Below are 25,339 nucleotides of genomic sequence, written 5' to 3'. Positions count from 1 at the left end.
TGCCGGCCCTGCTCCAGCAGCCAGGTAAACCGTTGGGTCAGCGCCTGCACGTCGTCGTGCAGGAAATACGCCTCGTTGTACACGCAATGCCAGAGCGCGCTGCCCTGCTGACAGTTGCTGCGCAGGTGGAAGGCAATCGGCAGCGGCTCGTGGTGGTTGGAGACCTTGACCGCCCGCCCCTGGGCCTCTGCGTAGCGCAGGTCATGGTCGTCCTGTTCGAACGACACCGACAAATCAAACAACTGCCCGCGATCTGTACGCCGCAGGCCAAGCTCGCGGTTCATCTCGCTCAGGGGGAACCGCTGGTGGCGGAAATCCTGCTTGAGTTGGTCGAGCCAGATGTCCTGTAGGGCGGGAGGGGAAAATGCTGCATAAGATCCTTCTCATGGAGGTCGGGCACTGACCGCGCAGAGAGGCCCATTACGGCGAAATTGCCGGATTTGAGCATGGGCCCCGGGGACTGTCTGTCAGCCGAAACCCGGACATCCAAATGGATAGCAACGGGCTTGGCGAACGACTCAGTGCTGAAACGATTAAATAGTTGTAGGAGATTGGCTACATCTTCCCGATGTCGATGAGCAACGGATGCTCTCAACGAAAATATTTTCCTTCCTATTTCAATTACTTAATTAATAAGCACGGCACTCCATGATTTTTTTTTGGCGGAATTGCCTTTCAGAAACGTCGAATTAATGACGTTATTTTTATGGCAGCTTCTGTCACGCATTTCCGCTACATACGTAGGAAAAATCCCCTGGTTGAATGGATTTTCGAGCGCCGATGACTGTTCTGGAAGAACGGATCGCCCCGAACCCGCCAGGGTGTCCGCTGACGGTTTTTGACATCAAGGATGAGATGGCTATGAGTTTGACGCAGAGCATTGGCACCCCCGAGAGCCCGCATTTCTATGCCGAAATGGGTGAGTTGATTGCCAACAGCGGCCACGGGGATTTTGCCGCGAACATGCTGCATCTGGTGGACAAGTGGGTGCCGATCCATCTGGTGGACCTCAGCGAATGGACCCTCGACGAAGCGCGCGACACGGTGCTCGACATCAAGTTGCTGGGCAGCGCCGGGATCAAACAGGCTTTGTCAGCACCGCAGATCGTGCACCCGCCCAGCGACCATCCCCTGTTGCGGGACATGTTGCACATGCAAGACCCGTTGCTGATCCAGATGAAGGCCAAGGCCCATAGCGCCCATCCCCGGGGCGGTTCGCACCAGTGCAACCTGGTGTCACGCCAGGGCAACCGGCGCTGTGTGATTTCGTTCTACCGCCCACCGACCCAGCGCGGGTTTTCCCTGGCCGAGTTGTCGTTTCTCAAGTGCCTGTCGGACACCCTGCTGCCGCTGATGGAGCGCCACGCGCAGATCCTGCGCCAGGCCCCCGCCGTCGACAGCGAACCGGCCCCCACCTCACTCGAGCAGTCGCAGTTGCAACGTGAGTTCTACAAGCGCCTGGCCCTCAGCGAGGTGACCCTGTCGGCGCGCGAGCAGGAGGTGTGCCTGGGGCTGTTGACCGGCGGCACCGTGCCGCAGATGGCGGAAAAACTCAGCGTGAAAAACAGCTCGATCGAAACCTACCTCAAGCGCGCCGCCGCCAAGCTGGGCGTGAGCGGCCGGCATGGTTTGGCCAAATGGATGGTGGGCGCCTGATGCACAACCTCAGATTCTCCACGCTGGCCCTGGCCTGCCTGCTGGGCGCTGGTGGCCGAGGTCAACCTGTACACCGCGCTGGGCGGCGCGTGGGGCGTCAAAGCCCCGACTGCCGCAACCGATACTCCCCCGGCGTCAGTTGCGCATAACGCAGGAAAAACCGGCTGAAATACGCCGGGTCCTTGAACCCCAGCTGGTAGCAGACTTCATTCGCCGAGCTGCCGGTAAACAGCAGCAGACGCTTGGCTTCCTGCATCACCCGCTCCAGGATCAGGCGCTTGGACGATAGGTCGGCCAGGCGTCGGCACACCTCGTTGAGCCTGGCCGGCGTGACGCCAATTGCCTCGGCGTAGCGGGCCAGCGGCCAGTGTTCCAGGTAGTGGGCTTCGATCAGTTCGTTGAAACGATGGAAGATGCGCAGGTCTTCATGCCGCGTCGGACGTGCCGGCAGGGAGTGGGCGCACAGACGCAGCAAGCGGATCATGATCAACCGCGTGAGGCTGTCGAGGGCGGCGGCGCGCCCTGCCCGCTCGGCGTTGATCTCGCTACACAGTTCTTCGAAGAGTTGATCCAGGCCCTGGCTGTCAGGCGCCAATGCGACGCAAGCCGAGCCTGAGGCGAGGCTGGGATCGGCATCGATCAATGCCCATACCAACTGCTGGCGCACCGTCAGCACGTGCCCATCGGCGTCCGCTTCAGTGACAAAGGCGTGGGGCACCGTCGGCGCCGTGAGGAAAAACATCGGCCCCGATTCGACGTACTGGCGATCGTCCAGATACACCCGCACTACGCCGCTCTTGACGTAATGCACCTGGAAAAACCGGTCATGCCGATGCACCGGCATGTTGCGCCCGAAAAATCCCGCCAGGTTGGCCAGCCGGTCGTAATGCACCTCGGCGTCGCTGTAACGCTGGTCGTAGACCTGCCCGATGTTGATGTTGGGGATCGGCTTCACGCTGCTCTCTTCTTGTTGTTTTAACGCTGCTGGATTTTGCCACGCTTGACGGTAGTTAACATATTAAATATAACGTTAACACATGAACGATCTGCCGCAAGGTCGGCGTGATTGTTCGAGGCGGGCCGCGACAGGCCCTTCTCCCCACGGCCACTCAAACAAAAAGTACAACACTATGAGCACCGTCAATTCCATCGCCAGCCGCGAGCTGGCCGAGCACGATCGCACCCATCGTTTAGTCACCTGGCGCCTCATGCCGTTGCTGCTGGTGTGTTACCTGTTCGCCCATCTGGACCGCATCAACATCGGCTTCGCCAAGATGCAGATGAGCAGCGATCTGCACTTTAGCGACACGGTCTACGGCTTCGGCGCCGGGTTGTTTTTTATCGCCTACGCGCTGTTTGGCGTGCCCAGCAACATGGCGCTGGACCGCGTCGGGCCGAGGCGCTGGATCGCCAGCCTGATGGTGGTGTGGGGCCTGTTGTCCACCGGCATGTTGTGGGTGGAAAGCGCCCGTGGCTTCTACGTGCTGCGCTTTTTGCTGGGGGTGGCCGAGGCCGGGTTTTTCCCGGGGATCCTGGTGTTTCTCAACCGCTGGTATCCGGCACGCCGACGTGCCCAGGTCACCGCGCTGTTCGCGATTGCGGTGCCGATGGCCGGGGTGTTGGGCGGGCCGTTGTCGGGGGCGATCCTCGAACACTTCCACAACGTAGGCAGCCTGCGCGGCTGGCAGTGGATGTTCCTGATCGAAGGCGCGCCCGTGGTGCTGTTGGGGTTGGTGGTGCTCAAGTGGCTACCGGATGGTTTCGACTCGGTGCCGTGGCTGAGCGCCGCGCAGAAGCAGCAACTGCATGCGCAACTGCGCAGCGAAGAACAACGCAAGACCATCACCTCGTTCAGCGGCATCCTGCGTGACCCGCAGGTGTGGCTGCTGGTCGCGGTGTACTTTGCGGTGATGCTGGCAGTGAACACCCTGGCGTTCTGGATGCCGACCCTGATCCACGGCGCGGGCATCGGCCGCGACAGCCAGGTCGGCCTGCTCAGCGCCGTGCCGTACCTGGCCGGGTGTTTTTTCATGATCGGCTGTGGGCGCTCGTCCGACCGCTTGCGTGAACGCCGCTGGCACCTGTGCGTGCCGCTGTTGATGGCGGCGCTGGGCATTGCCGTCGCCGGGCTGGCGCCGGAAAACCCGCTGCTGGTGATGGGCGGGCTGGTGCTGGCAGGCATGGGCGCGAGCGCCGCGTTGCCGATGTTCTGGCAACTGCCGCCGGCGTTTTTGTCCAACACCACCCAGGCGGCGGGCATCGCGATGATCAGTTCGTTCGGCAGCGTGGCAGCGTTCCTCGCACCGTACCTGATCGGCTGGATGCGCGATGCCACCCAGAGCGCCAGCCTGGCGCTCTACGTGCTTGCGCTGTTCATCGCGCTCGGCGGTTTGCTGGTGCTGCGCACCCACGCCGCCATCGTCAATCCGCGCTAGCGCTTGATGTTTTTCAGGTCATCGAGCAGGCCCAACAGGGTCTGCAATTTCTCGTCGCCCAATTCATCCTGCAAACGCTGGTAGTTGGCTTCCATGCACGAGCTCATGGCCTCGAAACTTTCCCTGCCCTTGTCCGCCAGGGTCACCAATACGCGGCGCTGGTCCTGCTCGGCCTTGCGGCGATGCACCATGCCGGCGGCTTCCATGCGTACCAGCACGCCGGTCATGCTCGGCTTGAGGATGCAGGCCAGTTCGGCCAGCTGGTAAATCTCCAGCTCACCGTGCTGTTCGAGGATGCGGATGATGCGCCACTGCTGCTCGGTCAGGCCGTGCTCATTCAGGGACGGGCGGAAAAAACTCATGGCGGCTTCGCGGGCTTGCAACAGGATCAAGGTCAGGGACTGGCGAGGTTTGAGCATAGGGATCAGGGTCACGATGGATTTGATTAATAATTTAACGAAACTCTAGCATTCCCTGCCGCCAAGTGCGCGCTATACGTTTGGCGCGTGCTGCCGGTGGCGCCCAGAATCAAAACCCCGGGCACGCAGGATCAAGACTTCCACCCCGTCAGGGCCCTTAATGGAGGCATCCGCTTTAGCGCCTTCCTTCACCTTTCAGGCTGCGCCATGATCAACATCGAAACCCCCACGTATTACACCGCCACCAAGAAGTACAACCTGAGTTTCCCGACCCTGGAGCAGGACATCGACGCCGACGTCGTGGTGATTGGCGGCGGTTTCTCCGGGATCAACACGGCCCTGGAGCTGGCCGAAAAAGGTCTCACCAATATCGTCGTGCTGGAAGCGCGCTACCTCGGTTTTGGCGGTACCGGCCGCAATGGCGGGCAGATCATGGCCGGCATCGGCCACGACCTGGAGAAGATCAAGAAGGACGTGGGCGAAGACGGCCTGCGCCAGGTGTTCGAGATCAGCGACCTGGGCGCCGACATCATCAAGCACCGCATCGCCAAGTACAACATCGATGCGGATTTCTGCCACGGCTACGGCTACATGGGCTTCAACGCCCGCCAGGAAAAAACCCTGCGTGCCTGGGAGAAAGATTTCAAGTCGATCAACAGCCAGCACGAGATCCGCTTTCTCGGCGGCTCCGACGTGCAGCAGATCATCGGTTCAAAGGCCTACACCAGTGCCCTGCTGCACATGGGCGGCGGCCATGTGCACTCGTTGAACCTGCTGCTGGGCGAAGCCACCGCGCTGGCCAGCCACGGCGTGCGGATTTTCGAGAACAGCCCGGCGCTGGAGGTCAGCTACGGCGAACGCATCACCGTGCGCACCGGGCGCGGTTCGGTGCGGGCCAGCAAGCTGCTGTGGGCCTGTGACAGTTTCCTCAACAAACTGGAACCGCAGCTGCACCGTTCGACCATCAAAACCTATGCGTTCCAGATGATGACCGAGCCGTTGCCCGAAGAATTGATCCAGCGCATCAGCCCGATTCGCGGGGCCTACAGCGACATCCGCCCGGTGATCGACTACTACCGCGTGACCAATGAAAACCGCCTGCTGTTCGGTGCCGCGACGCCGCTGGTGGAGCATATTCCCGGCGATCTCAAGGCGTGGAACCGCCACCTTATGCTGAAGATTTTCCCGTACCTCAAGGAGGTGAAAATCGACCTCGCCTGGGGCGGCCCGATGGCGTGCAGCCCCAACCTGTTCCCGCAGATCGGCACCTTGCCGGGGCGCAGCAATGCGTTTTTCGTGCAGGGCTATTCCGGCTTTGGCGTGACCCCCAGCCACATCATCTGCAAGGTCCTGGCCGAAGGCATGAGCGAAGGCTCGGCGCGCTATGACCTGCTCAGCTCAATCCCGCGCCCGACCATTATCGGCAAGGACGCCATCCGCCCCTTGCTGCTGACGGCGGGCAAATCCTGGCACCAACTTTCCGGCTATTGGAACGGGCGCCGCTAAATATTTTTACTCATCAGGAGCAACTGCCATGACCCTTACCACCCTCAAGCACAATATCCAGCTGTCCGAACTCGACGCCTGGGGCAGCGTGGCCGACCTCGGTTCCGAAATCCTCGAAGGCGAAGTGCGTGCCTTCGGCAAAATGACCTTTGGTGCACCTACCGACGCGATCAGCAGCGCCTACTTCGGTACGACACAGGGCAAGTTCCGCATGGTCTATCCGTTCAATGAGCAGGCCACCGTCGTGACCGGGGAAGTGATCCTCACCGACGAGTCCACCGGCCAGTCCACACGCTTCAAGACCGGTGACAGCTGGTTCGTCACCCAGGGCACGCCGGTGTTGTGGGAAGTGGTCAGCGAGAGTTTCGTCAAACACTACTTTGCCGTTGCCTGACAAACCCTTCGCTCCGGGGCCCCCCTGACCCTTGTAGTGAGCGGGCTTGCCCCGCGCTGGGGGGCGAAGCCGCCCCAAATCCAAACACCGCGGATTACCTGACTCACCGCAGCGGTCTTATTGGGGCGGCTTCGCCCCCCAGCGCGGGGCAAGCCCGCTCACTACAATCAGAGCCAGGTGGCGTCCCAGAGTGAATAGTCGCCTAGGTGTTCAACCAAACCAGCCCGCAACGGGTTAGCCACGATATAACGCGCCATAGTGCGAATATCATCCTCCACACGCACAGCCCTATCGTAATAACCGGGTTGCCATACACGCGCTTGGCTTTGTCGACACCTGTTGATCGTCAGCGTACTGCGCGACTTGATACGACGTACCACGTCGCCCAGCGTCTGCTGCTTTAGCTCAAACAGCCAATGAAGATGATCAGGCATGATGACCCACGCCAGCGAGTCGACCAGACCCAGCTCGTGCACCTGGCGGAACTCGGCCACCAGTAGGCGACCGAGGAACAGGTCGGTGAACAAGCGCTGGCGGTGGTGAGTGACAATAGTGATGAGGTAGCTGCGTCCGTGCTCCGAGTAGCGGCCGTGACGCAGACGATGGGTTTGAGGTGTTGAGCGCAATCCGTTGCTCCTGGGCAAAGTCCCTAAGAGCATTAACACTAGCCAGCGATTTACAGCCAACCAGCCCCACATAGTGACCAAATACGTCTGTAGTGAGCGGGCTTGCCCCGCGCTGGGGGGCGCAGCCGCCCCAAACCCAGGCGCCGCGGTCCTCCTGAAACACCGCAGCGGTCTTGTTGGGGCGGCTGCGCCACCCAGCGCGGGCAAGCCCGCTCACTACGGCGCCTTACAAATGCCCCGGTCTAGCCCGCCGCCTGCATCCGGCTCGAACGGAAATCCTTCGGCGACACTTCAAACTGCTTCTTGAACGAACGACTGAAATGCGCCGAGTCGGTAAAGCCCCATTTGTAGGCGATCGAGGTGATCGACTCGCTGCGCAAGAACGGGTTGGTCAAATCATCCGCGCTGCGTTTGAGCCGTGCGCGCTGGATGTAGCGGCAGACGCTGTCGTCCTGCTCCTCAAACAACCGGTACAAGTGGCGCACCGAGATGTTCAAGCGGTTGGCCAGGCCGATCGGGCTCAGGCCCGGTTGGCTGAGTGACTCGTCAATGACCTTCTGCACATAACTGCGCAGGTTGTTGCCCTGCAACGACGCCACGCCCTCGCGGCCGTCATCGCCCTGCTCCAACGCCGAGCCCAGCAGCGAGACAAAAGCCGATTGCAGCGCCTCGACTTCACCGCCGCCATCCTCTGAGTTGTCCTTGCACAGTTGATCCATCAACACATGCAACATGCGCCCGCAGGCTTTGGTCGAGGAGATCTTGCCGAACGCACGTCCATCGCCACCCAGGTGTTTGCACACATCGGCGCGCGACAGGGACAGCGAGGCGTGTTCGATCAGGCCGAAGGGGATGATCTCAATGGAGCCCACCGAGTCCATCAGCAGCATCTCGCCAGGCGCCAGTTGCAGGGTCTGGCCGTTCTGTACAATCTGCGAGTAACCGCTGCGCTGGCTGACCAGGAAACAGTCCTGGTCGTTGTCGTGGTCGGCGTGGTGCGCCGGGCGCTTGATCAGCCCGGCATTGGTGCGCAGCATGGCAAGGCCGCGCGGCAAGTTGCTGATCTCGCCGATGAACAGCGAGCGGTTGAACGCCAGTTCCGTATCGAAATAGCCGCACGCGGCGCGCAGCTCCCGATTCCAAGTGTCCAGCCCGTCGTGCGCACGCTGAGGGATGCTCATGGGGTGTCTCCGCAATGGCTTCTTTTTGTTGTTCTCGGGCAATAGTTAACATGTTAGCTATATGCGCGCAACAACAACCTGTCTGCCCATTACGGTTGCACTAATGATGCCAATCAGCGGCTCGACAACAGCCGTTGCAGGCCCGCCAGGCTGGCGAGCAGATGCTCGCGCTGCACAGCGCTCAACGCGATGTACCGCCGGAACGCCGGCAGGCGATTGACCACCTCACTGCCGCCCATATGCTCCAGGCGCACGCACCATTGCCCGCCTTGCAGGCCGATGCGCAGGCGCTTGAAGTCCAGGGGCATCAGCGCCGCGAACAACGCCGCATCCGCCTCGATGCACGCCTGCAGTTCACGCCCCAGCGTCGGGTCACCGCCACGCTGACGCACGCGCATCCCGCTGCGCCGAATCGCGCCGCCATGGTGCACCTCCAGGCATGCCATGCCCTGTGTCGCAGCAGGCACGCGCAGTACAAATTCGGTCAGCACCAGGTGCATCAACAACTGTGATTCGGTGCGCTCGACAATCTCGAACGCCACGCCATCCACCTCAAGCTGCGCCAGCCCGAGGTTGCGCCGCAAACGCTCAAGGGTCAGCCCCGGGCGATAGCCCGACGGCGCTCGATCGGCGCGAAACAGCTCAAACAGCTTTTGCCGCAAAGTCGCTATAACCATGGCCAGCCTGCTCCGCGTGATAACTGAATTCCTTGGCCAACACCTCTTCTACCGAGGCGGGCTTGAACGGGTTGACCCTCTGCACCACCAGGGTCCAGAACAACGCATACAGCGCCGTACCGCCGAGCATCACGCCGAACGGCACGTAGATGTCGGCCGGGTTCATCCCCGGTGGCGTGATGAACCACATGCCCAGCAGGATGCCCGCGCTCGACACGATCTGCGGCAGCGGGAACCACGGCGAGCGGTACGCCCGTGGCAGATCCGGGCGACGAATGCGCAGGATCACCACCGACAGCGTCACCAGCAGGTAGGCAAAGCTCCAGGCACACACCGCCGCCAGCACCAAGTGCATGATGGTGTCGGTGTTGCCGCCCAGATACAGCGCGTGCAGGCACGGGATCAGCATCGCCACCAGGATGCACAGCAGCGGCGTCTTGAAGCGCGGGTGCAAATAGGTAAAGACCTTGGGCAGCGCGCCGTCCACCGCCATGCCGTAGAGAATCCGCGGCACGCCCGCCATCAGGGTGTTGATGGTCGCCGCACCGGCAAACAGAAACCCGATGCCCAGCCACAGCGGGCCGACCTGCCCCATCACCTGCTCGGCGAACCTGGGGATGGCCATCGGGGTGTCCAGCAGGTGCACGCCCGAGGTGGCGTCGAGCACTACGTTTTCCACCTGGCGCTTCATCGCCGCGCCATAGATGAACATGCACGACGCCACGCCCATCAGCCCGAGCATCATCGCGCGCGGCATCACCTTGGCCGACTGGCGCAAGTCCGGCGCCAACGGCGTGACAAATTCGCAGCCGACAAACATGAACATCGCCATGCCCACCAGCGACAGCACGGTGATCACATCGGTGCCCACCAGCGACGCACCGAACCAGCCGTCCAACTGCACCGCCGGCGCGGCAATCAGGCCAAGGACGCCGAAGACCATCAGGGTGGTCCACATGCCAAAGGTGAGGATGATTTCCGCACGGCCAAACGCGCTGACACCAAACGCGTTCAGCACGCCGAACACCAGCACGAACCCCACCCCCAGCAGCCACGAGCCACCGGCCGACTCGGCCAGGGTATTGAGGTGTTCGAAGTTCACCAGCGCCATCACCCCGGCGAGGATGGTCTCGGCCGTGCCGGCAAACACATGCACGATCAGGTAGGCGGACAAGGTGCCGGTGATCGCGAAAAAACGCCCCATGCCGCAGTTGATGTAGTCGTACACCGAGCCGGTGGTGGGCAGGATGGCGGCGGCTTCGGCAAAGGTCGTGGCCTGGGCCAGCATCATTATCACGGCGATCAGCATCGCCAGGGCAAACGCGCTGCCGCCGATGCCGAAGCCCATGGTGGCGGTGAGAATCACCGGGCTGGCCATGATCAGGCCGATGGTACTGGCCAGCGCGGTGGGGAAACCTACCGTGCCCCGGTTGAGGTGCGCGGTGAGTCGGTCATTGCTCGACATGGTGGGGTCCTCGAAAGCGGTTTTCTGGAATGTGTCGGCACTCTGCGCCCCACCCGTGTCGAGCGTCTTGCCCCTGTCTGCCGCCGCTTTTGTTGCTGCCTGCCACCGCGGGCGGCGTGGCGGCCAGGGTCAATTGCCTGGCACGCAGAGGAAAGACTTACGCCTGCGCGCTGGCCCTAATGCGCCCTCACTCTTAACCAAGATGGGGACAATAACAATGGTGCACACCCTGAAAAATCGCGGCCTTGGCCTGGCGTTCGCGCTGCTGGCGAGCCATGCGCAGGCGGTCGAGCTGTATGCCGATGCCGACAGCAAAGTCACCGGCAACTTCCTCGCCGTGTACGGCCTGTTCAACAGCCCGAAAAACTATGATGGCCGCAGCGGTGGTTCCACCTGGCGTGAAGCGTTCATCAAGTACGGCCTGAGTGTCGAGCAGAACCTGGGCAGCTTTGGTGGCGTCTACGGCACGGCGAATCTGGTGAGTTCCGGCACCTGGGGCGATGGCGACGCGTCCGGCGTCACCACCGGCCGCGAGCGCACCACCAAGTTTGACGAAGCCTTCGCCGGCTGGCGCTCCGGTGAGCTGTTCCCGGTACTGGGCAAGGATGGCGTGGACCTGTCGTTCGGCCGCCAAGTGCTGATGCTGGGTGATGGTTTCATCCTCAACGACGACGGCCCCAACCTCGGCAAAGGCGTCGGCGATGGCCAGTTCAATCGCGGCGGCGCCTACTACATCGCCGCGCGGCACGCCTTCGACAAGACCGCCGTGCTCCGCCTCGGCGGCAAGGACGGCGTGCACGGCAGCCTGCTGTGGTTCAAGTCCGACAACCCGGCCCAGGCCATGACCGAAATGGCCGCCGGCACTCTGGAATACAGCGCTGCACCCGGCACCCTGGGGCTCACCTATATGCATGGCATCGATGTGGACGAGCGCTACGCCACCGATGTACAGCGCCAGCGCAAGGGTATGAACCTCTACAGCCTGCGCGGCGCGGGCAATGCGGGCATCGACAACGCGCACCTGGCGTTTGAACTGGCGCGCCAGGACCGTCGCGACAGCCAGCAAAACGCCGGTTACGCCGAAGCGGGCTATACCTTCGCCGACCTGCCGTGGTCACCCGACCTGACCTACCGCTACGCACGCTATTCGAAGAACTGGGACGCGATGTTCAGCGGTTTCAATCGCGGCCTGGGCACCTGGGTCCAGGGCGAAGTGGCGGGCAATTATTCCGGGCCGTTCAACACCAATACGACGGTGCAGCACGTGGGGCTCAAGCTCAAGCCGCGGGAAAACCTCACCCTCGGTGCGCTGTTTTTCGACTACAGCACCGTCAGCACCCGTGGCCAGTTGAACCTGGATGGCCGCGAGCTGGACCTGTACGCCGAATGGGCGGTGAACGAGCACCTGATCATCACGCCGTTGCTGGGCCTGTATAAGCCCAACAAGGATGCCGAGACCGGCGGCAACCAGGTCGGTGGCAACGGCACCAACGTCTACAGCCAGTTGCTGGTCGCCGTGCCGTTCTGAACGGCGCAGGCAGGCACAGGCAGGAAACCTGGCAGGCACAGTCAAGCCACCGAGGGGGGCCGTTGGTTAACCTCGGCCTTTCCTTTGTGAACTGCCAGGAACCTGCCATGAGCGATATTCCGCTGCTGCCTCAAGTCGAAGCATTTTTGCGTCGCGACCACGGGCTGTTCATCGACGGCGCCAGCGTGCGCAGCCATTCCAGCCAGACCCTGGCCGTGGTCAACCCGGCCAACGGCGAGGTCATTGCCCACGTGGCCGATGCCGACCTCAGCGACATCGACGCCGCCGTGGCTTCGGCCAATCGCGGCTTCGCGCAATGGTCCCAGGCCGCCCCGGCAACACGCGGCCAGGTACTGCTCAAGCTCGCCGACCTGCTGGAGCGCAACCGCGAAGAACTGGCGCAGATCGAGACCTGCCAGTCGGGCAAGATCATCCAGATCGCCCGTGCGTTCGAGGTCGACCAGGCCGCGCACTTCCTGCGCTATTACGCGGGCTGGGCCACCAAGATCAGCGGCCAGACCATCACCCCGTCGCTGCCCTCGTTCAACGGCGAGCGCTACACCGCCTTTACTCTGCGCGAGCCGGTGGGCGTGGTGGTGGGCATCGTGCCGTGGAATTTCTCGACCATGATCGCCATCTGGAAACTCGCCTCGGCGCTGGTCACCGGTTGCAGCATCATCATCAAGCCCAGCGAATTCACCCCGCTGACCATCCTGCGCATCGCCGAGCTGGCGATTGACGCCGGGCTGCCGGCTGGCGTGCTCAACGTGCTGACCGGCGGCGGCCACGTCGGCAAGGGCCTGGTGGAACACCCAGACACCCAAAAAGTCTCCTTCACCGGCTCGGTGCCCACCGGCATCGCCGTGGGCCGCAGTGCCATGGGCGCCGGCCTGACCCGTGCCACCCTGGAACTGGGCGGCAAGAATGCCGCCGGGTTCCTGCGCGATGTGGACGTGGACAAGGCCGTGGACGGCATCTTCGAAGCCGGTTTCCTGCACGCCGGGCAAATCTGCGCAGCGGCCGAGCGTTTCTACGTGCATCGCTCGCAGCTCGATGCCGTATTGGAAAAACTCAAGCAGCGTCTCAGCCGCCTGACCATCGGCTCGCCCCTGGACGAACGCACCGAATTCGGCCCGGTCACGCACCATCAACACCAACTCAAACTACTCGGCTACATCGCCCAGGCCCGCGCCGAACACAACACCATCATCCATGGCGGCACCCTGCTCGACCGTCCCGGCTGCTACATCGAACCTACCGTGATCCTCGCCAACCATGCCCACGACACCCTGCTCAACGAAGAAACCTTCGGCCCCATCGCGACCTTTTTGCCTTATGACGACGAAGACGAACTGCTCGCACTGATGAACAGAGGCCCCTACGGCCTCAGCGCCAGCCTGTGGACCAACGACCTGGGCAAGGCCCTGCGCATGGTCCCGGCGATCAACGCAGGGACGTTGTGGGTGAACATGCACACCCTGCTCGACCCGGCGGTGCCGTTTGGCGGCAACCGGTCCTCGGGGGTTGGGCGGGAGTTTGGCGCAGCATTCATTGAGGATTACACCGAGCTCAAATCGGTGATGATCCGCTACTGACCCCCATCTTTGGTAGTGAGCGGGCTTGCCCCGCGCTGGGTGGCGAAGCCGCCCCAAATCCAGGCACCTCAGTGTTTCTGATATACCGCGGTGGCCCGTTTGGGGCGGCTTCGCCACCCAGCGCGGGCAAGCCCGCTCACTACAAGGCATTGGGGTGGGGCTGGGTTGTGGCGACGTCCAGGCTACCAACGCCCCGTTCCCAGACTGAACGGCGAAAACTCTGCAAACTGCCAGCGCAACGCCAACGCCGCCGGGCGCTTGACCACATGTTCCACGGTCAGCGTCCACAAGCGTTGCGCGCCCTCGAACTCTGCCACCTGCGGCCCGTCGAGAATCAGCGCGGTGCGCCCGGCCACCTGCAGCACGTCCCCGGATTCAAAGTCGATAAACAACAACCCCGCCACCGGGTTCAACTGCAAGTTGCCCAGCGTGTTGAAGAACAGGTTGCCGGCAAAGTCGGGGATGGTCAGCACGTCTCCCTCGACCCGCACGAAGCCGGTGTTGCCGCCACGGTGGGAGACGTCCACCGAGCGCTCGCCATCGGTGTCCACGTAGCTGGCGACGAAGAAGGTGTCGGCGTTGCGGATCAGCGTTTGTGCGCGCTCATCCAGGCTGTCGGAGCGCTCGCTCTGTACGCCGGGTTTGCGCGCAACCCCATCGACCGGGCGCACCTGGATGTACTTGGGACAATTACCGAACGAGTGCACCACCGCCACCGAGAAACCCTCGTGATCAAGGCTGCCAATCCGTCCGTTCATGCGGTTGCGGCGCCGGGTGTTGAGATCGATCCCCAGCACCCCCACCGCCGCCCCTGGATAAAACCCCGCGCGGGCCGGGTCGTTCAGGGGCGGCAGGCTGTCGACCTGCAAGGTCTGCGGGTCCGGCGAGTGGGCGAACCCCGGCGCGCCTTCCACCATCGTCGCCCACGGGATGCCCTGCGCATCCACCACGCCCAGCAGCAGGTAGGGCAACAACGGATAAAAATCTCGGTGTTGCTCCGGCAAGTGGTCACGGATCACCTTGGGCCCGACTACCGCCATGCGGTCGGCCACGCCAACGGCGGCTTGCATCTGCCGTTCACCGGCATGCCAGGGGGAATGTTCGATCGGGTTCATGGCGAGCACCTCAGGTTGTATGTGCCAATGCTGCGCCCCTCTCGCCTGCGAGGGAATCACCACCCCAGGCAATCCACTATTACGCCAGCTGAAATGCCGGATGCTCGCGCAATGCCGCAACACAGTGATCGACAAAACTGCGCACGCGCATCGGTGCGTTGCGGCCTTCGCGGTACACCACGTGCACTGGCAACGGTGCCTGCTCATACGCCTGCAACACCCGGCGCAATTGGCCGTTATGCAGGTGCTCGTGCAACGGATAGCTCAGGCAGCGCACCAGGCCTGCACCCTGCAGCGCCGCATTGATCGCGCCTTGCACGGTGGCGCAACTCAAGCGTGCGCGAGTCTTGAGCGGGTAGCCGGGAAACCCCCAATCCACCTGCTCGGCATTGGCGATCAGCCGATGCTGCTTGAGGTCTCGCGGATGCCGGGGTTCGCCGTGGGCGTTGAGGTAGTCGGGGCTGGCACAGAGGATCTGCCGCACCTGCCCCAGCGGCCGGGCGATCAGTGACGAGCTGGGCAGTTCACCAACAAGGATCGCCACGTCCAGCCCCTCTTCGTGCAGGTTGGGGTAATAGTCGTGGTAGCGGGCATTGAGGCGCACCTCGGGATAGCGCTGCAGATAGTCGGCCAACACCGGCGCCATCACATACCGGCTGAACAGCAACGGCAGGAACACCCGCAGATTGCCCTGGGCCTGCACATGCAAGCCCTTGGCCGATGCCTCGGCGGCGTCCACGGCGGCGAGCAGGCGCAAGCAGTCAGCCAGGTAGGCGCGGCCGGCGTCGGTGAGGCTCACTCCCTGGGTGCTGCGCTCAAGCAATGCCACGCGCAGGCGCGCTTCCAAACGTGCAACCGCGCGTACCAGGGTCGGGCCCGAGACCTGAGCCCTGCGCGCCGCCGACGCCAGGCTCGGCTGCCCGGCCAGCGCAGCGAACAGCTGCATGTCGCGATAGCGCTCCATCAATTGCGCCGGTTCAGGGCGGCGTCCTGGCCCAGGCGCTCGCCAAGAAAATCCACAAAGCTGAGGACCTTGGCCGGCACCCGGGCGCTCTTCTGGAACACCACCTGGATCGGCAGCGGCGCCGGTTCAAAGGCTTGCAGCACGATCTCCAGTTCCCCCGCTTCCACCAGCGCCGCGACTTGATACGACAACACCCGCGTCACGCCCCAGCCGAGCCGCGCCAGGTTGATCGCGGCGTTATTGGCCGAAACCACCAGGCGCGGCTCGATGGGCACGCTGAGCGGCTGGCCGGCGTCGACAAACGTCCACTCACTGACCAATTGGCTGGACGACGACGTGGCGATCTGAGCGTCACGCAACTGCGCCGGATGCGACGGCCGCCCATGCCTGTCCAGGTACCCCGGCGCCGCACACACCACGCGCCGCACTTCACCGACCTGGATCGCCTGCTGCCCCGGTTCGTGCAGATGACCGATGCGCACGGCCACGTCGACACCTTCGTCGGTCATGTTGACCACGCGGTCGACCAGCAGCGCGTTGATCGTGACCAAGGGAAAACGGTCCAGATACGCCCCCAGCACCGGCGCCACATACAGTTCGCCAAACAGCACCGGCGCGGTCACCGTGAGGTGGCCACAGGGGATCGAATAACTGCCCGCCGCAGCCTCTTCGGCTTCATCCAGTTCGGCCAGGATGCGCCGACAGTCTTCCAGATAACGCTGGCCCGCCTCGGTCAGGTGCAGGCTGCGTGTGGTACGCGCCAGCAATTGCGTGCCAATGCGCGCCTCCATGGCGGCGATGGCACGCGTCACGCTCGGTGGCGAGGTGTTCAAGCGGCGTGCGGCGGCGGCGAAGCCCTGCTCCTCGGCCACCGCGAGGAACACCTGCATTTCGTGGAATCGATCCATTGTTGATCCTTCTGTGGCTTACACACTTGTTGCCTCGCCAAAGGTGACGACTTCAGGCCTGTTGTAGGCCGGCCGCCGTGCGCGGCATGCCGACAAAACCTGGCAACGCCTCGATGCTGGCCAGCCAGGCGCGCACCTGAGGGTAGTCGGCCAGCGACACATTGCCCTCCGGCGCATGGGCGATATAGGTGTAGAAGGCAATATCGGCGATGCTCGGCTGGTCGCTGGCGAGGAAGCGGCTTTGGCTCAGTTGCTGCTCCACCAGTTGCAGCAAGGCATGGGCGCGGCTGATGGCGTCAACCGTATCGATCTGGGCGCCAAACACCACCGCCAAACGCGCAGAAGCCGGGCCGACATGCAGTTGACCGGCAGCCGCCGACAACCAACGCTGCACACGGGCCTGGCCCACCGGATCGCTGGGCAACCATTGGCCTTTGCCATATCGACTGGCGAGGTACACCAGGATCGCATTGGAGTCGGCCAGTACCGTGCCGTTGTCATCGATGGCCGGTACCTGGCCAAAACTGTTGATCGTGGCGAGGAAGTCCGGCGCCTTGTGTGCGCCGTGCTTGAGGTCCACCAGGATGAATTCGGTGGGCAAGCCCAGCAGGGACAGCATCAGCTCGACTCGATGGGAGTGGCCGGACAACGGGAAACCATACAGTTTGATCGCAGGCTGGGACATGAAAGGCTCCAAAAAGGGGTAATCGACGCCACACATGTTCCACCGCGCCCCGGATCGTTGGAATCACCAGGATTCACAATCCAGCATTTCACCCGGCGAAACAATCATTCGCCAAACAATTCCACGATCAGGTTGAACAAGGTGGTCTTGACCGCGCTGTCCAACTCGGTCCAGGCCAGGCCGGTGGTGGCCTGGAACGTCCCCAACTGCAACTGGCGCGCCACGCAATTGGCCGGCAAAGCCCGCGCCGCCTGCTGCGGCAACACCCCCACGCCCAGCCCGGCGGAGACCAGTGCGAGCATGGTGGTGAACTCCCCCAGCTCGGAGGCGATCTGCAAGGGCATGCCCACGGCCTGGATAAACTCGTCGTAGAAGCCCGGCGCATAACGTCGCGCCAGGATGTACACCGGCACCTGGAGCAGGTCGCCGGGGTGGATCGACGCTTGTGCCGCCAAGGGATGATCCACCGGCAAGGCCACGCAGAAATGCTCGCGCAGCACCGCTCGGGTCTGCACCCCGGGGTGGGCGGCGGGCAGGCGCATCAGGCCGAAATCCAGCAGGCCCTGCTTCAGCGCCGCAGCCTGATCGGGGCCGGGCATGTCCTTGAGTTCCAGTTCGATGCGCGGGTAGCGCTGGTGCACCGCGCGGATCAACTGGGGCAACAGGTGCGGCAGCACCGACGACACAAAACCCAGGCGCACCCGGCCGATTTCACCGCGATTGGACGCCCGCGCCGCATCCGCCGCCCGCGCCGCCTGGTGCAGGGTGGCCTGGGCTTCCGGCAGAAACGCGCGGCCGGCGTCGGTCAAGGTCACCGAGTGGCGATTGCGGTCCAGCAGGCGCACGCCCAGGCCACTTTCCAACACTTTGATCTGCATGCTCAGCGCGGGCTGCACGATCGCCAACTGCGCCGCCGCACGGCCGAAATGCAGCTCCTGGGCAAGCACCACAAAGGCGCGCAAGTGCTTCAGCTCCATAAATTTTCCATGGTTATCACGAATATTGATCAGCCCATCACAAATGAAAATTGGACGCTGCCGCGCCCCTGCGTTGAAGTAACACCCGGTCATACACGATATGACAGGGCTTGGCCTATAACAATGAGAACAAGGAGGCACCATGCTCGGCATGGCTAACGACACTTATCTGCTACTCGATGCACTGGTCACGATTATCGGATTGATATTGTTGATCACCCACCTCAAGGTCCACCCCTTTGTTGCCCTGACCGTGGCCGCGGGTTTCTTGGGGCTCACCTCCGGCATGCCCGTGGACAAGGTGATGAAAGCCTTCCAGGACGGCTTTGGCGGCGTGCTGGGGTTTGTCGGCATCATCCTTGGCCTGGGCACCATGCTCGGCAAGTTGATGGCCGATTCCGGCGGCGCCGACCAGATCGCCCGCACCCTGATCCGTGCCTTCGGCAAGCGGCGGGTGCACTGGGCGATGATGTTTTCGGCGTTCCTGGTGGGCATTCCACTGTTTTTTGAAATCGGCTTTGTGCTGCTGATCCCACTGGTGTTCATCGTGGCGCGGCGCACCGGGCTGTCGCTGATCAAGGTCGGCATGCCGCTGCTGGCCGGGTTGTCGGTGGTGCACGGGCTGGTGCCGCCCCATCCAGGCCCGTTGTTGGCCATCGGCATCTTCGGCGCAGACATCGGCAAGACGATTTTCTACGGGCTGATCGTCGGCCTGCCCACCGCGGTGATCGCCGGGCCGCTGTTTGGCAACCTGATCTCGCGCTATGTGCCCGGCACGCCGTCGCCGGAATTGATGGAACAGTTGGCCAAGGAATCCTCCGGTGAAAACCTGCCGGGCTTTGGTATCACCGTCACCACCATCCTGTTGCCTGTGGTGCTGATGCTGCTCAAAACCTTCGCCGACGTGGCCTTTGCCGCCGACAGCAGCTTGCGGGTGTGGATGGACTTTATCGGCCACCCCATCACCGCCCTGCTCGCGGCCTTGCTGCTGGCGTTCTACACCTTTGGCGCGGCGCGGGGTTTCTCGCGCGAACACCTGAGCAAACTGCTGGATGCCAGCCTCGCGCCCACTGCTGCGATTGTGCTGATCGTCGGCGCCGGTGGTGGTTTCAAACAGATGCTGGTAGCCAGCGGCGTGGGTGATGTAATCGGGCACATGGCGGTGCGTGCCGAGATTTCGCCGATTCTGCTGGCGTGGCTGGTGGCGGCGGTGATTCGCGTTGCGACCGGCTCTGCCACTGTCGCCACCATCACCGGCGCGGGCATCGTCGCCCCGGTGATCGGCTTGCTGCCTGGCGTCAACCGCGAGCTGCTGGTGCTCGCCACCGGCGCCGGTTCGCTGGTGCTGTCCCATGTCAATGACGCCGGTTTCTGGCTGGTGAAGCAGTACTTCAACATGACCGTCGTCGAAACCTTCAAGACCTGGACGCTGATGGAGACCGTGCTCTCCTTCGCCGCCCTGGGGTTCATCATGCTGCTGTCGTTGGTGGTGTGAAGCGTTAGGAGAGTGATCCCATGCAAAACGTTCTAGACAACTTCCGCCTCGATGGCCGCCTCGCGCTGGTCACCGGCTCCAGCGCCGGTATCGGCCTGGCGATTGCCCGTGGCCTGGCCCAGGCGGGTGCGCGGGTGGTGCTCAACGGGCGCAACCGCAGCAACCTGTGCGATGCGGCGGCCATGCTCACCCTGGAAGGCCTGGAAGTGCACACCCAGGCGTTTGATGTGACTGACAGCGCGGCGATCCAGGCCGCCGTGACCGATATTGAAGCGCGTCTCGGCCCGCTGGACATCCTGGTCAACAACGCCGGCATGCAACGGCGCGGGCCGCTGGAAGACTACAGCGAACAGCACTGGCGCGAACTGCTCAGCACCAACCTCGACAGTGCGTTTCTGGTCGGCCAGGCGGTGGCGCGGGTGATGATTGCGCGCAAGCAGGGGCGCATCATCAATATCTGCTCGGTGCAGAGTGAGCTGGGCCGCCCCGGGATCGCGCCGTATGCGGCGAGCAAGGGCGCACTGAAGATGCTGACCAAGGGCATGGCCATCGATTGGGGCCCCCATGGACTGACGGTCAACGGCATCGGCCCCGGCTATTTCAAGACCGAGTTGAACGCCAACCTGGTGGCCAACCCCGAGTTCAGCGACTGGTTGGTGCAACGCACGCCGAGCCGACGCTGGGGTGACGTGGCCGAACTGGCCGGAGCGGCGGTGTTCCTGGCCAGCGATGCGGCCAGTTTCGTCAACGGTCATATCCTGTATGTCGACGGTGGCATCACCGCGCAGCTGTAATTTTGGAGAATCTCATGCACGCCATTGTCTGCCACGCTTCGAAAGACCTGCGGGTCGAGCCCCAGGACGAACCCCAGGCCCTCGCCCCCGACCAGTTGCGCGTGCGCATCGCCCGGGGCGGTATCTGCGGCTCGGACCTGCATTACTACCAGCACGGCGGCTTCGGCACCGTGCGCCTGCGCGAGCCGATGGTGCTCGGCCATGAAGTCTCGGCGGTGATCGATGCCGTGGGCAGCGACGCCGGCACGTTCAAGGTTGGCCAGCGGATCGCGGTATCGCCATCGCGCCCGTGCGGCGCTTGCCGCTATTGTCACCAGGGCCTGCCCAACCATTGCCTGGGCATGCGCTTCTACGGCAGCGCGATGCCCTTCCCGCATATCCAGGGCGCGTTTCGCCAGAGCCTGGTGATCGAGACCCATCAGGCCCACCTGCTCGCCGACGGCGTCAGCCTGGCCGAAGGCGCCTTGGCCGAGCCATTGTCCGTGGGGCTGCACGCGATCCAGCGCGCCGGTGCCGTGTTCGGCAAACGCGTGCTGGTGACCGGCTGCGGGCCCATCGGCAACTTGCTGATCGCCAGCCTGCGCGCCGCCGGTGCCGCTGAAATCGTCGCGGTGGACTTGTCCACCAGCGCCCTCGCCTGCGCCGAAAAAATGGGCGCCACGCGCACCCACAACATCGTCGACGGTGCCGATGCGCTCAAACGCTACACCGCGCAAAAGGGCTATTTCGACGTGATGTTCGAAGTCTCCGGCAGCGCCCAGGCCCTGCGCAACGGCCTGGAATGCATCGCGCCACGGGGTGTGCTGGTCACCGTCGGCCTGGGCGGCGACGTCACCCTGCCACTCAACCTGCTGGTCAGCCGCGAAATCGACCTGCGCGGCACCTTCCGCTTCCATCCTGAGTTCGCCCAGGCCGTGGACCTGCTCAACCGCCGGATCATCGACGTCACCCCGGTGATCTCCCACACCGTGCCATTTGACCAGGCGGTGCAAGCGTTTGAGCTGGCGGCGGACAAGAGTCAGGCGATGAAAGTGGTGTTGGATTTTGGGGTGTTGGATCGGGATTGAGTTCTACTCACCCGCGACCAAATACACGCCCTGAGCCTCAAGCATGCGAATCCTGCGATAGTCCGCCTCGACCACCGCAGGGTTGGCATGCACAAGGTAGACCGTACCCGGCTGGCTGAACACATCATGAGTCGCACCTATCTGCTGCCCGTTCTCGACATAAAACACCGCATCGAAAAACGACTCGAGCTTAAGCAACTCAGTCAGGAACAGGTCTTTATCAAAATAGCCTGCCGAACGGTTGATCAAGCACACGTTGTAGGTGTGTTGCAAACGTCGATAATCGAATGCCCTTGTCAACAATTGCACGAACATGTCGGGTTCGGTAATCGATAAAACCACCGCCTCAATTTGCCCAAGCCCAGTGGTCTTGGCGGACACATCCGGGCGCAAGATACCGTCGGTCCTTGCGGCAATTTCCACCAGTTTTGGCCCTTCCTCTGTAAACATCACCTCGGCGTGGCTCGGGCCGTTGCGGATACCCAGGCAGCGCACCACGGCTCGGGTGTAGTCCACCAGTATCGGATAGACCACAGCGTCGGGCTCGATCAGTTCATCAATGTCATAGACAGTGCCGCCCTCTTTGACACGCTGTTTTTGGTACCGCACGACTTCAGTGACTAGCTGCTGCCCCTCTAGCGAGACCATGTTCACCACATACTCCGACCCTGCCAGATACTCCTGGATCAGTACCTGCGAGTTGGGAATATTGAGTTTGTTCGTCGTTCCCAGCAGCTTTCCCACAGCCCTCTCGCAGTCAAGCAGGGTGTCACAGATATACACACCATCAGCGCCTGCACTTTCAAGGGGCTTGATGACCACCGGAAAACGCCCGTGATGCCTGATCCAGTCTTGAGCCAGTTCCCATGTGCCTGCGATGAACTGGTGCGCAGCGGGGAGTTGTGCATGGGTCACGCATTGGATCATGTCGTACTTGTTGCGACGGGCGCTGGTTTTATCAAAGTCATTGCGGTAAGGCAGTCGCAGCCGTTCATTCAACTGGTCAGCCAGCAATACACCGGTTTCGGCGCCGGCAATAATAAACTGCGGTTCGAAACGCTCGACACTTGCAAGGGTTGTGGCGAAATCGGCGTTGACGATCATTTGCTCATACAGCGCCTGATCAAAGCCTTTGTAGTAATAACCGTCCAAGTCGCCCGATGAGGCCACATGCATCAGTACACAGCCCTTTTCACTCAAGCGACTGGCTACAAATTTCCCGGATGAAAAACCATCGACTACGACGACCCTGATCATGGTGTACCCCTCTTGATTGCATACAACGCACGCCCCAACAGCAAAAGCACGATGATGCCGACCGCGGTGACACTCGCCATGGAAAACGCCACCCTTGTATCCAGGTACTGGAGCAACAGTACAAACACCGGGAGGGTCAGCAACACCAGAGAAACGTGAATTGGCGTGAGGTAGTAAATGGTTTTCTGGATCAGGAAAATCGGGAGCAAGTGCCCGACCACGACCAGAATCATCATCGGCACAATCAACTCCCTATCCAGCGCAAAGCCTGCGCCTGATACGGGAATGGCGACGACACAAACAACAATCATCGCCACGTTCCTGACGGCCAGAATTTCGTAGACTGACCATTGGCGCGCGAACATGTCCTTCGAGAAAACCGTATACATCACCGTGCCCAGTGCGCAGACGATCACGGCAACAATGCCCGACAAGCGTTGTTCCAGCGTGGTGTTGACAATACCGCTGTCCCCGGCAAAGGCGTTGAACAACATGATCCCCACCGAGATAAGCACCAGGCATGAAACCAGTGCATCTGCGAAGACAGCCTTGGCACTGCGTTTTTTGACGAGGGACATGATCAGGGTAAGCGCAGGACCGCAGGCGACCGAAGCAACGCCGACCACCGCTGGCTCCAAATAACGCAAGGCGTAAAACAGGCCGCCCCAGTTGAGCAGCACGGAGACGTTGATGATGACGATGAGCTTCCAATCGGCTTTGAGTTTGGACCGCAAGGAAGCCGAATCGAAATACAACGCGAGTGCCAGAAAAAAGCCAGCAGAAGTAACGAAGCAGTAGAACAACACCAACTGCGTAATGAGGGTTTGCGTGATAAATGCCACGTAGACATCGAACGCGGCGCTTAGCAGGCTGAACAACAATCCAATAAAAACGCCTTGTTTGAGCACGTCGGCACACCCGTTTTGTTGTTAGTTTCGCAACCTAACAAATCAGGTGTGGATTAAATACTGACCGAACGGCTAGGTAGGGCGGGCTGTCACCGCTCTTCGAGCCGCTCCCGCAAAAACCGATGCCCCACCGAAAACAACCGTCGATACGTCAACAGCACCGCCCCCACCGTGCCCAGCGCCGATGATGCGGCAATCAGGAACATGATCACGATCTGATACCGCACCGCATCCGCCGGGCTTTCTCCTGCCAGGACCTGGCCGGTCATCATGCCGGGCAGGCTGACGATGCCGACGACGGTCATCTGGTTCAGCGTCGGGATCATGCCCGCGCGCACGGCTTGGCGGATGGCGTCTTGGGCGGCTTCCCAGCGTGAGCCGCCGAGGGCCAGGATCATTTCGATGGTGTTGCGCCCCGAGGTCAGTTCCTGGGTCATGCGCTCGATGCCCAGGGACACGCCGGTCAGGGTGTTGCCAAGGATCATCCCGAGGATCGGGATCGCGTACTGCGGTTCGTACCACGGGTGGATACGGATCACCGCGAACAACCCCACCGCCGTGACCAGCCACGAGCTGCCCCACACCGACAATATGCTGTCGACCCGCTGCCCCTTGTACGTGCGCCGCCCGCGCCCGGCGGCAGAGATGCCGGCGATCAAGGTCATGGCGCACATCAACGGCAGCACCACGTACCAGTAGGCGAACTCGAACACCCAGCCCAACAGATAACCGATGGCCAGCAGTTGCACCACGGTGCGCACTGCCGCCCACAGCAGTTGGCGGCCCAGGCCCAGGCGCAGCAGCAGCGACAGCGCGCCGTTGATCAGGATCAGCGAGGCCGCGATGCCCAGGTCGAGGGCCGTGAGGTTCTGGTAGTTCATGGCTGGGTGGCTCCGCTCAGAACGCCCGCGTTCATATGCAGGTGGATGTTGCTCATGCGCTGCGCCTGCTCGAGATCATGGGAAACCCAGATGCAGGCACGGGACTTGTCGGCGCAGAACCAGGCGTCAATCAGCGCTTCCACTTCGCGGGACGAGGTGGGATCGAGGGCGGCGGTAGGCTCATCCAGCAGCAGCACTTCGGGATTGAGTTGCAGGGTGCGGATCAGCGAGACGACCTGGGATTCGCCACCCGATAGGTCAGCGGCGTTCTTCGACAGAAAATCCGCTGCCTTGCCAGCGTGGCCCAACAGGGTGGTAACCGCGCCCAGGTCGAAGCTGCGATTGCGCGAGGTCTTGAGGCTGAACGGGAAGCGCAGGTTGTCTTCCACCGTGCCTTCGAGCAACGCCGGGCGCTGGGACAGGTAGCTGACATGGCAACGGTAATGGGGAATCTCGGCGTTGCTGATCGGTTGGCCGTTCCACAGGATTTGCCCGGAACTGGGCGCGTCCAGCAGGGCCAAGGCGCGCAGGAAGACACTTTTGCCAGAGCCGGAGGAACCGGTGATGGAGACACGATCGGCTGCGTTCAAGATGAAATCGGTGGGCTGGAGCAACGGCACCTGGCGGCGCTCGTCCATGCGCGTGAGGGCGCGGGTTTCGATCAGTGCGCTCATGGACGCGGGGTTCCTTTCGATTCGGTTAAGCGCAATGGTGCCCCACGGGCTATACGGGGTCAAAATGTGGGAGCGGGCTTGCCCGCGAAAGCGCTGGCTCAGCCACTGAGCCTGTATCTGACACGCCGCATT

At 62.4% G+C, this 25,339-nt stretch carries 24 protein-coding genes and 1 pseudogene; 9 read left to right on the top strand and 16 right to left on the bottom strand.

The window, feature by feature from the left end:
* Positions 1-5: 5 nt before the first annotated feature.
* A pseudogene (locus tag LIY36_RS06685) lies at positions 6-332 on the bottom strand (condensation domain-containing protein); the annotation flags it as partial.
* Positions 333-861: 529 nt separating this feature from the next.
* Between LIY36_RS06685 and LIY36_RS06680 the strand changes: the two are divergent.
* Entirely contained in the window at positions 862-1,656 is a 795-nt protein-coding gene (locus LIY36_RS06680) for a helix-turn-helix transcriptional regulator (RefSeq protein WP_226455181.1), read from the top strand.
* A gap of 97 nt (positions 1,657-1,753) precedes the next feature.
* Here LIY36_RS06680 and hpaA read toward each other — a convergent pair whose 3' ends face one another.
* Positions 1,754-2,611, bottom strand: coding sequence for a 4-hydroxyphenylacetate catabolism regulatory protein HpaA (hpaA, locus tag LIY36_RS06675; RefSeq protein ID WP_226455180.1), 858 nt, complete (start codon positions 2,609-2,611; stop codon positions 1,754-1,756).
* Between the two features lie 175 nt (positions 2,612-2,786).
* On the opposite strand from hpaA, the gene LIY36_RS06670 reads away from it, so the two are divergent.
* A complete protein-coding gene (locus tag LIY36_RS06670) occupies positions 2,787-4,091 on the top strand; it encodes an MFS transporter (protein ID WP_226455179.1) in 1,305 nt (434 codons plus the stop codon).
* On the opposite strand, the gene hpaR is transcribed toward LIY36_RS06670, so the two are convergent.
* On the bottom strand, positions 4,088-4,510 hold the full coding sequence (gene hpaR / locus LIY36_RS06665; protein ID WP_192297227.1) for a homoprotocatechuate degradation operon regulator HpaR: 423 nt from the start codon (positions 4,508-4,510) through the stop codon (positions 4,088-4,090). The two genes, LIY36_RS06670 and hpaR, sit on opposite strands and share 4 nt — an antisense overlap.
* Before the next feature lie 207 nt (positions 4,511-4,717).
* Between hpaR and LIY36_RS06660 the strand changes: the two genes are divergently transcribed.
* Together LIY36_RS06660 and LIY36_RS06655 are read left to right on the top strand one after the other, a co-directional pair.
* On the top strand, positions 4,718-6,016 hold the full coding sequence (locus tag LIY36_RS06660) for an NAD(P)/FAD-dependent oxidoreductase (RefSeq protein ID WP_226455178.1): 1,299 nt from the start codon (positions 4,718-4,720) through the stop codon (positions 6,014-6,016).
* 28 nt (positions 6,017-6,044) lie between these two features.
* Positions 6,045-6,410, top strand: a complete 366-nt coding sequence (locus LIY36_RS06655) for a cupin domain-containing protein (protein ID WP_226455177.1) — start codon at positions 6,045-6,047, stop codon at positions 6,408-6,410.
* A gap of 167 nt (positions 6,411-6,577) precedes the next feature.
* Here the strand turns inward: LIY36_RS06655 and LIY36_RS06650 are convergent, their stop codons facing one another.
* The 4 genes from LIY36_RS06650 to LIY36_RS06635 all read right to left on the bottom strand — a co-directional run bounded on the left by LIY36_RS06650 (position 6,578) and on the right by LIY36_RS06635 (position 10,359).
* Entirely contained in the window at positions 6,578-7,036 is a 459-nt protein-coding gene (locus LIY36_RS06650; protein WP_226455176.1) for an REP-associated tyrosine transposase, read from the bottom strand.
* Positions 7,037-7,278: 242 nt separating this feature from the next.
* Positions 7,279-8,217, bottom strand: a complete 939-nt coding sequence (gene feaR, locus LIY36_RS06645; RefSeq protein ID WP_226455175.1) for a transcriptional regulator FeaR — start codon at positions 8,215-8,217, stop codon at positions 7,279-7,281.
* A 113-nt stretch (positions 8,218-8,330) separates the two neighbouring features.
* On the bottom strand, positions 8,331-8,894 hold the full coding sequence (locus tag LIY36_RS06640; protein WP_226455174.1) for a DUF3156 family protein: 564 nt from the start codon (positions 8,892-8,894) through the stop codon (positions 8,331-8,333).
* Positions 8,860-10,359, bottom strand: coding sequence for an APC family permease (locus LIY36_RS06635; RefSeq protein ID WP_226455173.1), 1,500 nt, complete (start codon positions 10,357-10,359; stop codon positions 8,860-8,862). The genes LIY36_RS06640 and LIY36_RS06635 overlap by 35 nt, the downstream gene beginning before the upstream one ends.
* 217 nt (positions 10,360-10,576) lie before the next feature.
* Between LIY36_RS06635 and LIY36_RS06630 the strand changes: the two genes are divergently transcribed.
* Positions 10,577-11,887, top strand: coding sequence for an alginate export family protein (locus LIY36_RS06630; RefSeq protein WP_226455172.1), 1,311 nt, complete (start codon positions 10,577-10,579; stop codon positions 11,885-11,887).
* Positions 11,888-11,994: 107 nt separating this feature from the next.
* Complete coding sequence (locus tag LIY36_RS06625) at positions 11,995-13,482, top strand: aldehyde dehydrogenase family protein (RefSeq protein ID WP_226455171.1); 1,488 nt, start codon at positions 11,995-11,997, stop codon at positions 13,480-13,482.
* Positions 13,483-13,664: 182 nt separating this feature from the next.
* Here LIY36_RS06625 and LIY36_RS06620 read toward each other — a convergent pair whose 3' ends face one another.
* The 5 genes from LIY36_RS06620 to LIY36_RS06600 all read right to left on the bottom strand — a co-directional run bounded on the left by LIY36_RS06620 (position 13,665) and on the right by LIY36_RS06600 (position 18,131).
* Positions 13,665-14,597: a pyridoxamine 5'-phosphate oxidase family protein gene (locus tag LIY36_RS06620; RefSeq protein WP_192296754.1), complete on the bottom strand. Its 933-nt coding sequence runs from the start codon at positions 14,595-14,597 to the stop codon at positions 13,665-13,667.
* Positions 14,598-14,676: 79 nt separating this feature from the next.
* On the bottom strand, positions 14,677-15,561 hold the full coding sequence (locus LIY36_RS06615) for a LysR family transcriptional regulator (RefSeq protein ID WP_226455170.1): 885 nt from the start codon (positions 15,559-15,561) through the stop codon (positions 14,677-14,679).
* Positions 15,561-16,469 (bottom strand): LysR family transcriptional regulator, encoded by a 909-nt coding sequence (locus LIY36_RS06610; RefSeq protein WP_226455169.1) that lies wholly within the window; start codon positions 16,467-16,469, stop codon positions 15,561-15,563. The genes LIY36_RS06615 and LIY36_RS06610 overlap by 1 nt, the downstream gene beginning before the upstream one ends.
* A 52-nt stretch (positions 16,470-16,521) precedes the next feature.
* Positions 16,522-17,154, bottom strand: coding sequence for a glutathione S-transferase family protein (locus LIY36_RS06605; RefSeq protein WP_192296757.1), 633 nt, complete (start codon positions 17,152-17,154; stop codon positions 16,522-16,524).
* A gap of 104 nt (positions 17,155-17,258) precedes the next feature.
* A complete protein-coding gene (locus LIY36_RS06600; protein ID WP_226455168.1) occupies positions 17,259-18,131 on the bottom strand; it encodes a LysR family transcriptional regulator in 873 nt (290 codons plus the stop codon).
* Between the two features lie 142 nt (positions 18,132-18,273).
* Between LIY36_RS06600 and LIY36_RS06595 the strand changes: the two genes are divergently transcribed.
* The 3 genes from LIY36_RS06595 to LIY36_RS06585 are packed head-to-tail and all read left to right on the top strand — an operon-like array spanning position 18,274 to position 21,487.
* Positions 18,274-19,626 (top strand): GntP family permease, encoded by a 1,353-nt coding sequence (locus LIY36_RS06595; RefSeq protein ID WP_192296759.1) that lies wholly within the window; start codon positions 18,274-18,276, stop codon positions 19,624-19,626.
* Positions 19,627-19,646: 20 nt separating this feature from the next.
* Positions 19,647-20,420 carry a glucose 1-dehydrogenase gene (locus LIY36_RS06590; RefSeq protein WP_226455167.1) on the top strand — a complete coding sequence of 258 codons (774 nt, stop codon included), beginning with the start codon at positions 19,647-19,649 and terminating at the stop codon, positions 20,418-20,420.
* Between the two features lie 14 nt (positions 20,421-20,434).
* Entirely contained in the window at positions 20,435-21,487 is a 1,053-nt protein-coding gene (locus tag LIY36_RS06585; protein WP_226455166.1) for an L-idonate 5-dehydrogenase, read from the top strand.
* Positions 21,488-21,490: 3 nt separating this feature from the next.
* Here LIY36_RS06585 and LIY36_RS06580 read toward each other — a convergent pair whose 3' ends face one another.
* From LIY36_RS06580 to LIY36_RS06565, 4 genes are all read right to left on the bottom strand, one after another.
* On the bottom strand, positions 21,491-22,744 hold the full coding sequence (locus LIY36_RS06580) for an ATP-grasp domain-containing protein (RefSeq protein WP_226455165.1): 1,254 nt from the start codon (positions 22,742-22,744) through the stop codon (positions 21,491-21,493).
* Complete coding sequence (locus LIY36_RS06575) at positions 22,741-23,652, bottom strand: EamA family transporter (RefSeq protein ID WP_226455164.1); 912 nt, start codon at positions 23,650-23,652, stop codon at positions 22,741-22,743. The genes LIY36_RS06580 and LIY36_RS06575 overlap by 4 nt, the downstream gene beginning before the upstream one ends.
* Positions 23,653-23,741: 89 nt before the next feature.
* Positions 23,742-24,533: an ABC transporter permease gene (locus LIY36_RS06570; RefSeq protein ID WP_192296764.1), complete on the bottom strand. Its 792-nt coding sequence runs from the start codon at positions 24,531-24,533 to the stop codon at positions 23,742-23,744.
* A complete protein-coding gene (locus LIY36_RS06565; RefSeq protein ID WP_226455163.1) occupies positions 24,530-25,207 on the bottom strand; it encodes an ABC transporter ATP-binding protein in 678 nt (225 codons plus the stop codon). The genes LIY36_RS06570 and LIY36_RS06565 overlap by 4 nt, the downstream gene beginning before the upstream one ends.
* Positions 25,208-25,339 lie beyond the last annotated feature (132 nt).

The sequence above is a fragment of the Pseudomonas sp. AF03-9 genome, assembly GCF_020515815.1.
GTDB lineage: Bacteria > Pseudomonadota > Gammaproteobacteria > Pseudomonadales > Pseudomonadaceae > Aquipseudomonas.
This window is presented reverse-complemented; position numbering and strand designations above follow the sequence as displayed.

What these genes read in the sequence shown, in the direction of transcription:
- LIY36_RS06680 (WP_226455181.1), top strand. Translation starts at nt 862, where the DNA reads ATGAGTTTGACGCAGAGCATTGGCACCCCCGAGAGCCCGCATTTCTAT.
- LIY36_RS06670 (WP_226455179.1), top strand. Translation starts at nt 2,787, where the DNA reads ATGAGCACCGTCAATTCCATCGCCAGCCGCGAGCTGGCCGAGCACGAT.
- hpaR (WP_192297227.1), bottom strand. Translation starts at nt 4,510, where the DNA reads ATGCTCAAACCTCGCCAGTCCCTGACCTTGATCCTGTTGCAAGCCCGC.
- LIY36_RS06660 (WP_226455178.1), top strand. Translation starts at nt 4,718, where the DNA reads ATGATCAACATCGAAACCCCCACGTATTACACCGCCACCAAGAAGTAC.
- LIY36_RS06655 (WP_226455177.1), top strand. Translation starts at nt 6,045, where the DNA reads ATGACCCTTACCACCCTCAAGCACAATATCCAGCTGTCCGAACTCGAC.
- feaR (WP_226455175.1), bottom strand. Translation starts at nt 8,217, where the DNA reads ATGAGCATCCCTCAGCGTGCGCACGACGGGCTGGACACTTGGAATCGG.
- LIY36_RS06640 (WP_226455174.1), bottom strand. Translation starts at nt 8,894, where the DNA reads ATGGTTATAGCGACTTTGCGGCAAAAGCTGTTTGAGCTGTTTCGCGCC.
- LIY36_RS06635 (WP_226455173.1), bottom strand. Translation starts at nt 10,359, where the DNA reads ATGTCGAGCAATGACCGACTCACCGCGCACCTCAACCGGGGCACGGTA.
- LIY36_RS06630 (WP_226455172.1), top strand. Translation starts at nt 10,577, where the DNA reads ATGGTGCACACCCTGAAAAATCGCGGCCTTGGCCTGGCGTTCGCGCTG.
- LIY36_RS06625 (WP_226455171.1), top strand. Translation starts at nt 11,995, where the DNA reads ATGAGCGATATTCCGCTGCTGCCTCAAGTCGAAGCATTTTTGCGTCGC.
- LIY36_RS06620 (WP_192296754.1), bottom strand. Translation starts at nt 14,597, where the DNA reads ATGAACCCGATCGAACATTCCCCCTGGCATGCCGGTGAACGGCAGATG.
- LIY36_RS06615 (WP_226455170.1), bottom strand. Translation starts at nt 15,561, where the DNA reads ATGGAGCGCTATCGCGACATGCAGCTGTTCGCTGCGCTGGCCGGGCAG.
- LIY36_RS06610 (WP_226455169.1), bottom strand. Translation starts at nt 16,469, where the DNA reads ATGGATCGATTCCACGAAATGCAGGTGTTCCTCGCGGTGGCCGAGGAG.
- LIY36_RS06605 (WP_192296757.1), bottom strand. Translation starts at nt 17,154, where the DNA reads ATGTCCCAGCCTGCGATCAAACTGTATGGTTTCCCGTTGTCCGGCCAC.
- LIY36_RS06600 (WP_226455168.1), bottom strand. Translation starts at nt 18,131, where the DNA reads ATGGAGCTGAAGCACTTGCGCGCCTTTGTGGTGCTTGCCCAGGAGCTG.
- LIY36_RS06595 (WP_192296759.1), top strand. Translation starts at nt 18,274, where the DNA reads ATGCTCGGCATGGCTAACGACACTTATCTGCTACTCGATGCACTGGTC.
- LIY36_RS06590 (WP_226455167.1), top strand. Translation starts at nt 19,647, where the DNA reads ATGCAAAACGTTCTAGACAACTTCCGCCTCGATGGCCGCCTCGCGCTG.
- LIY36_RS06585 (WP_226455166.1), top strand. Translation starts at nt 20,435, where the DNA reads ATGCACGCCATTGTCTGCCACGCTTCGAAAGACCTGCGGGTCGAGCCC.
- LIY36_RS06580 (WP_226455165.1), bottom strand. Translation starts at nt 22,744, where the DNA reads ATGATCAGGGTCGTCGTAGTCGATGGTTTTTCATCCGGGAAATTTGTA.
- LIY36_RS06570 (WP_192296764.1), bottom strand. Translation starts at nt 24,533, where the DNA reads ATGAACTACCAGAACCTCACGGCCCTCGACCTGGGCATCGCGGCCTCG.
- LIY36_RS06565 (WP_226455163.1), bottom strand. Translation starts at nt 25,207, where the DNA reads ATGAGCGCACTGATCGAAACCCGCGCCCTCACGCGCATGGACGAGCGC.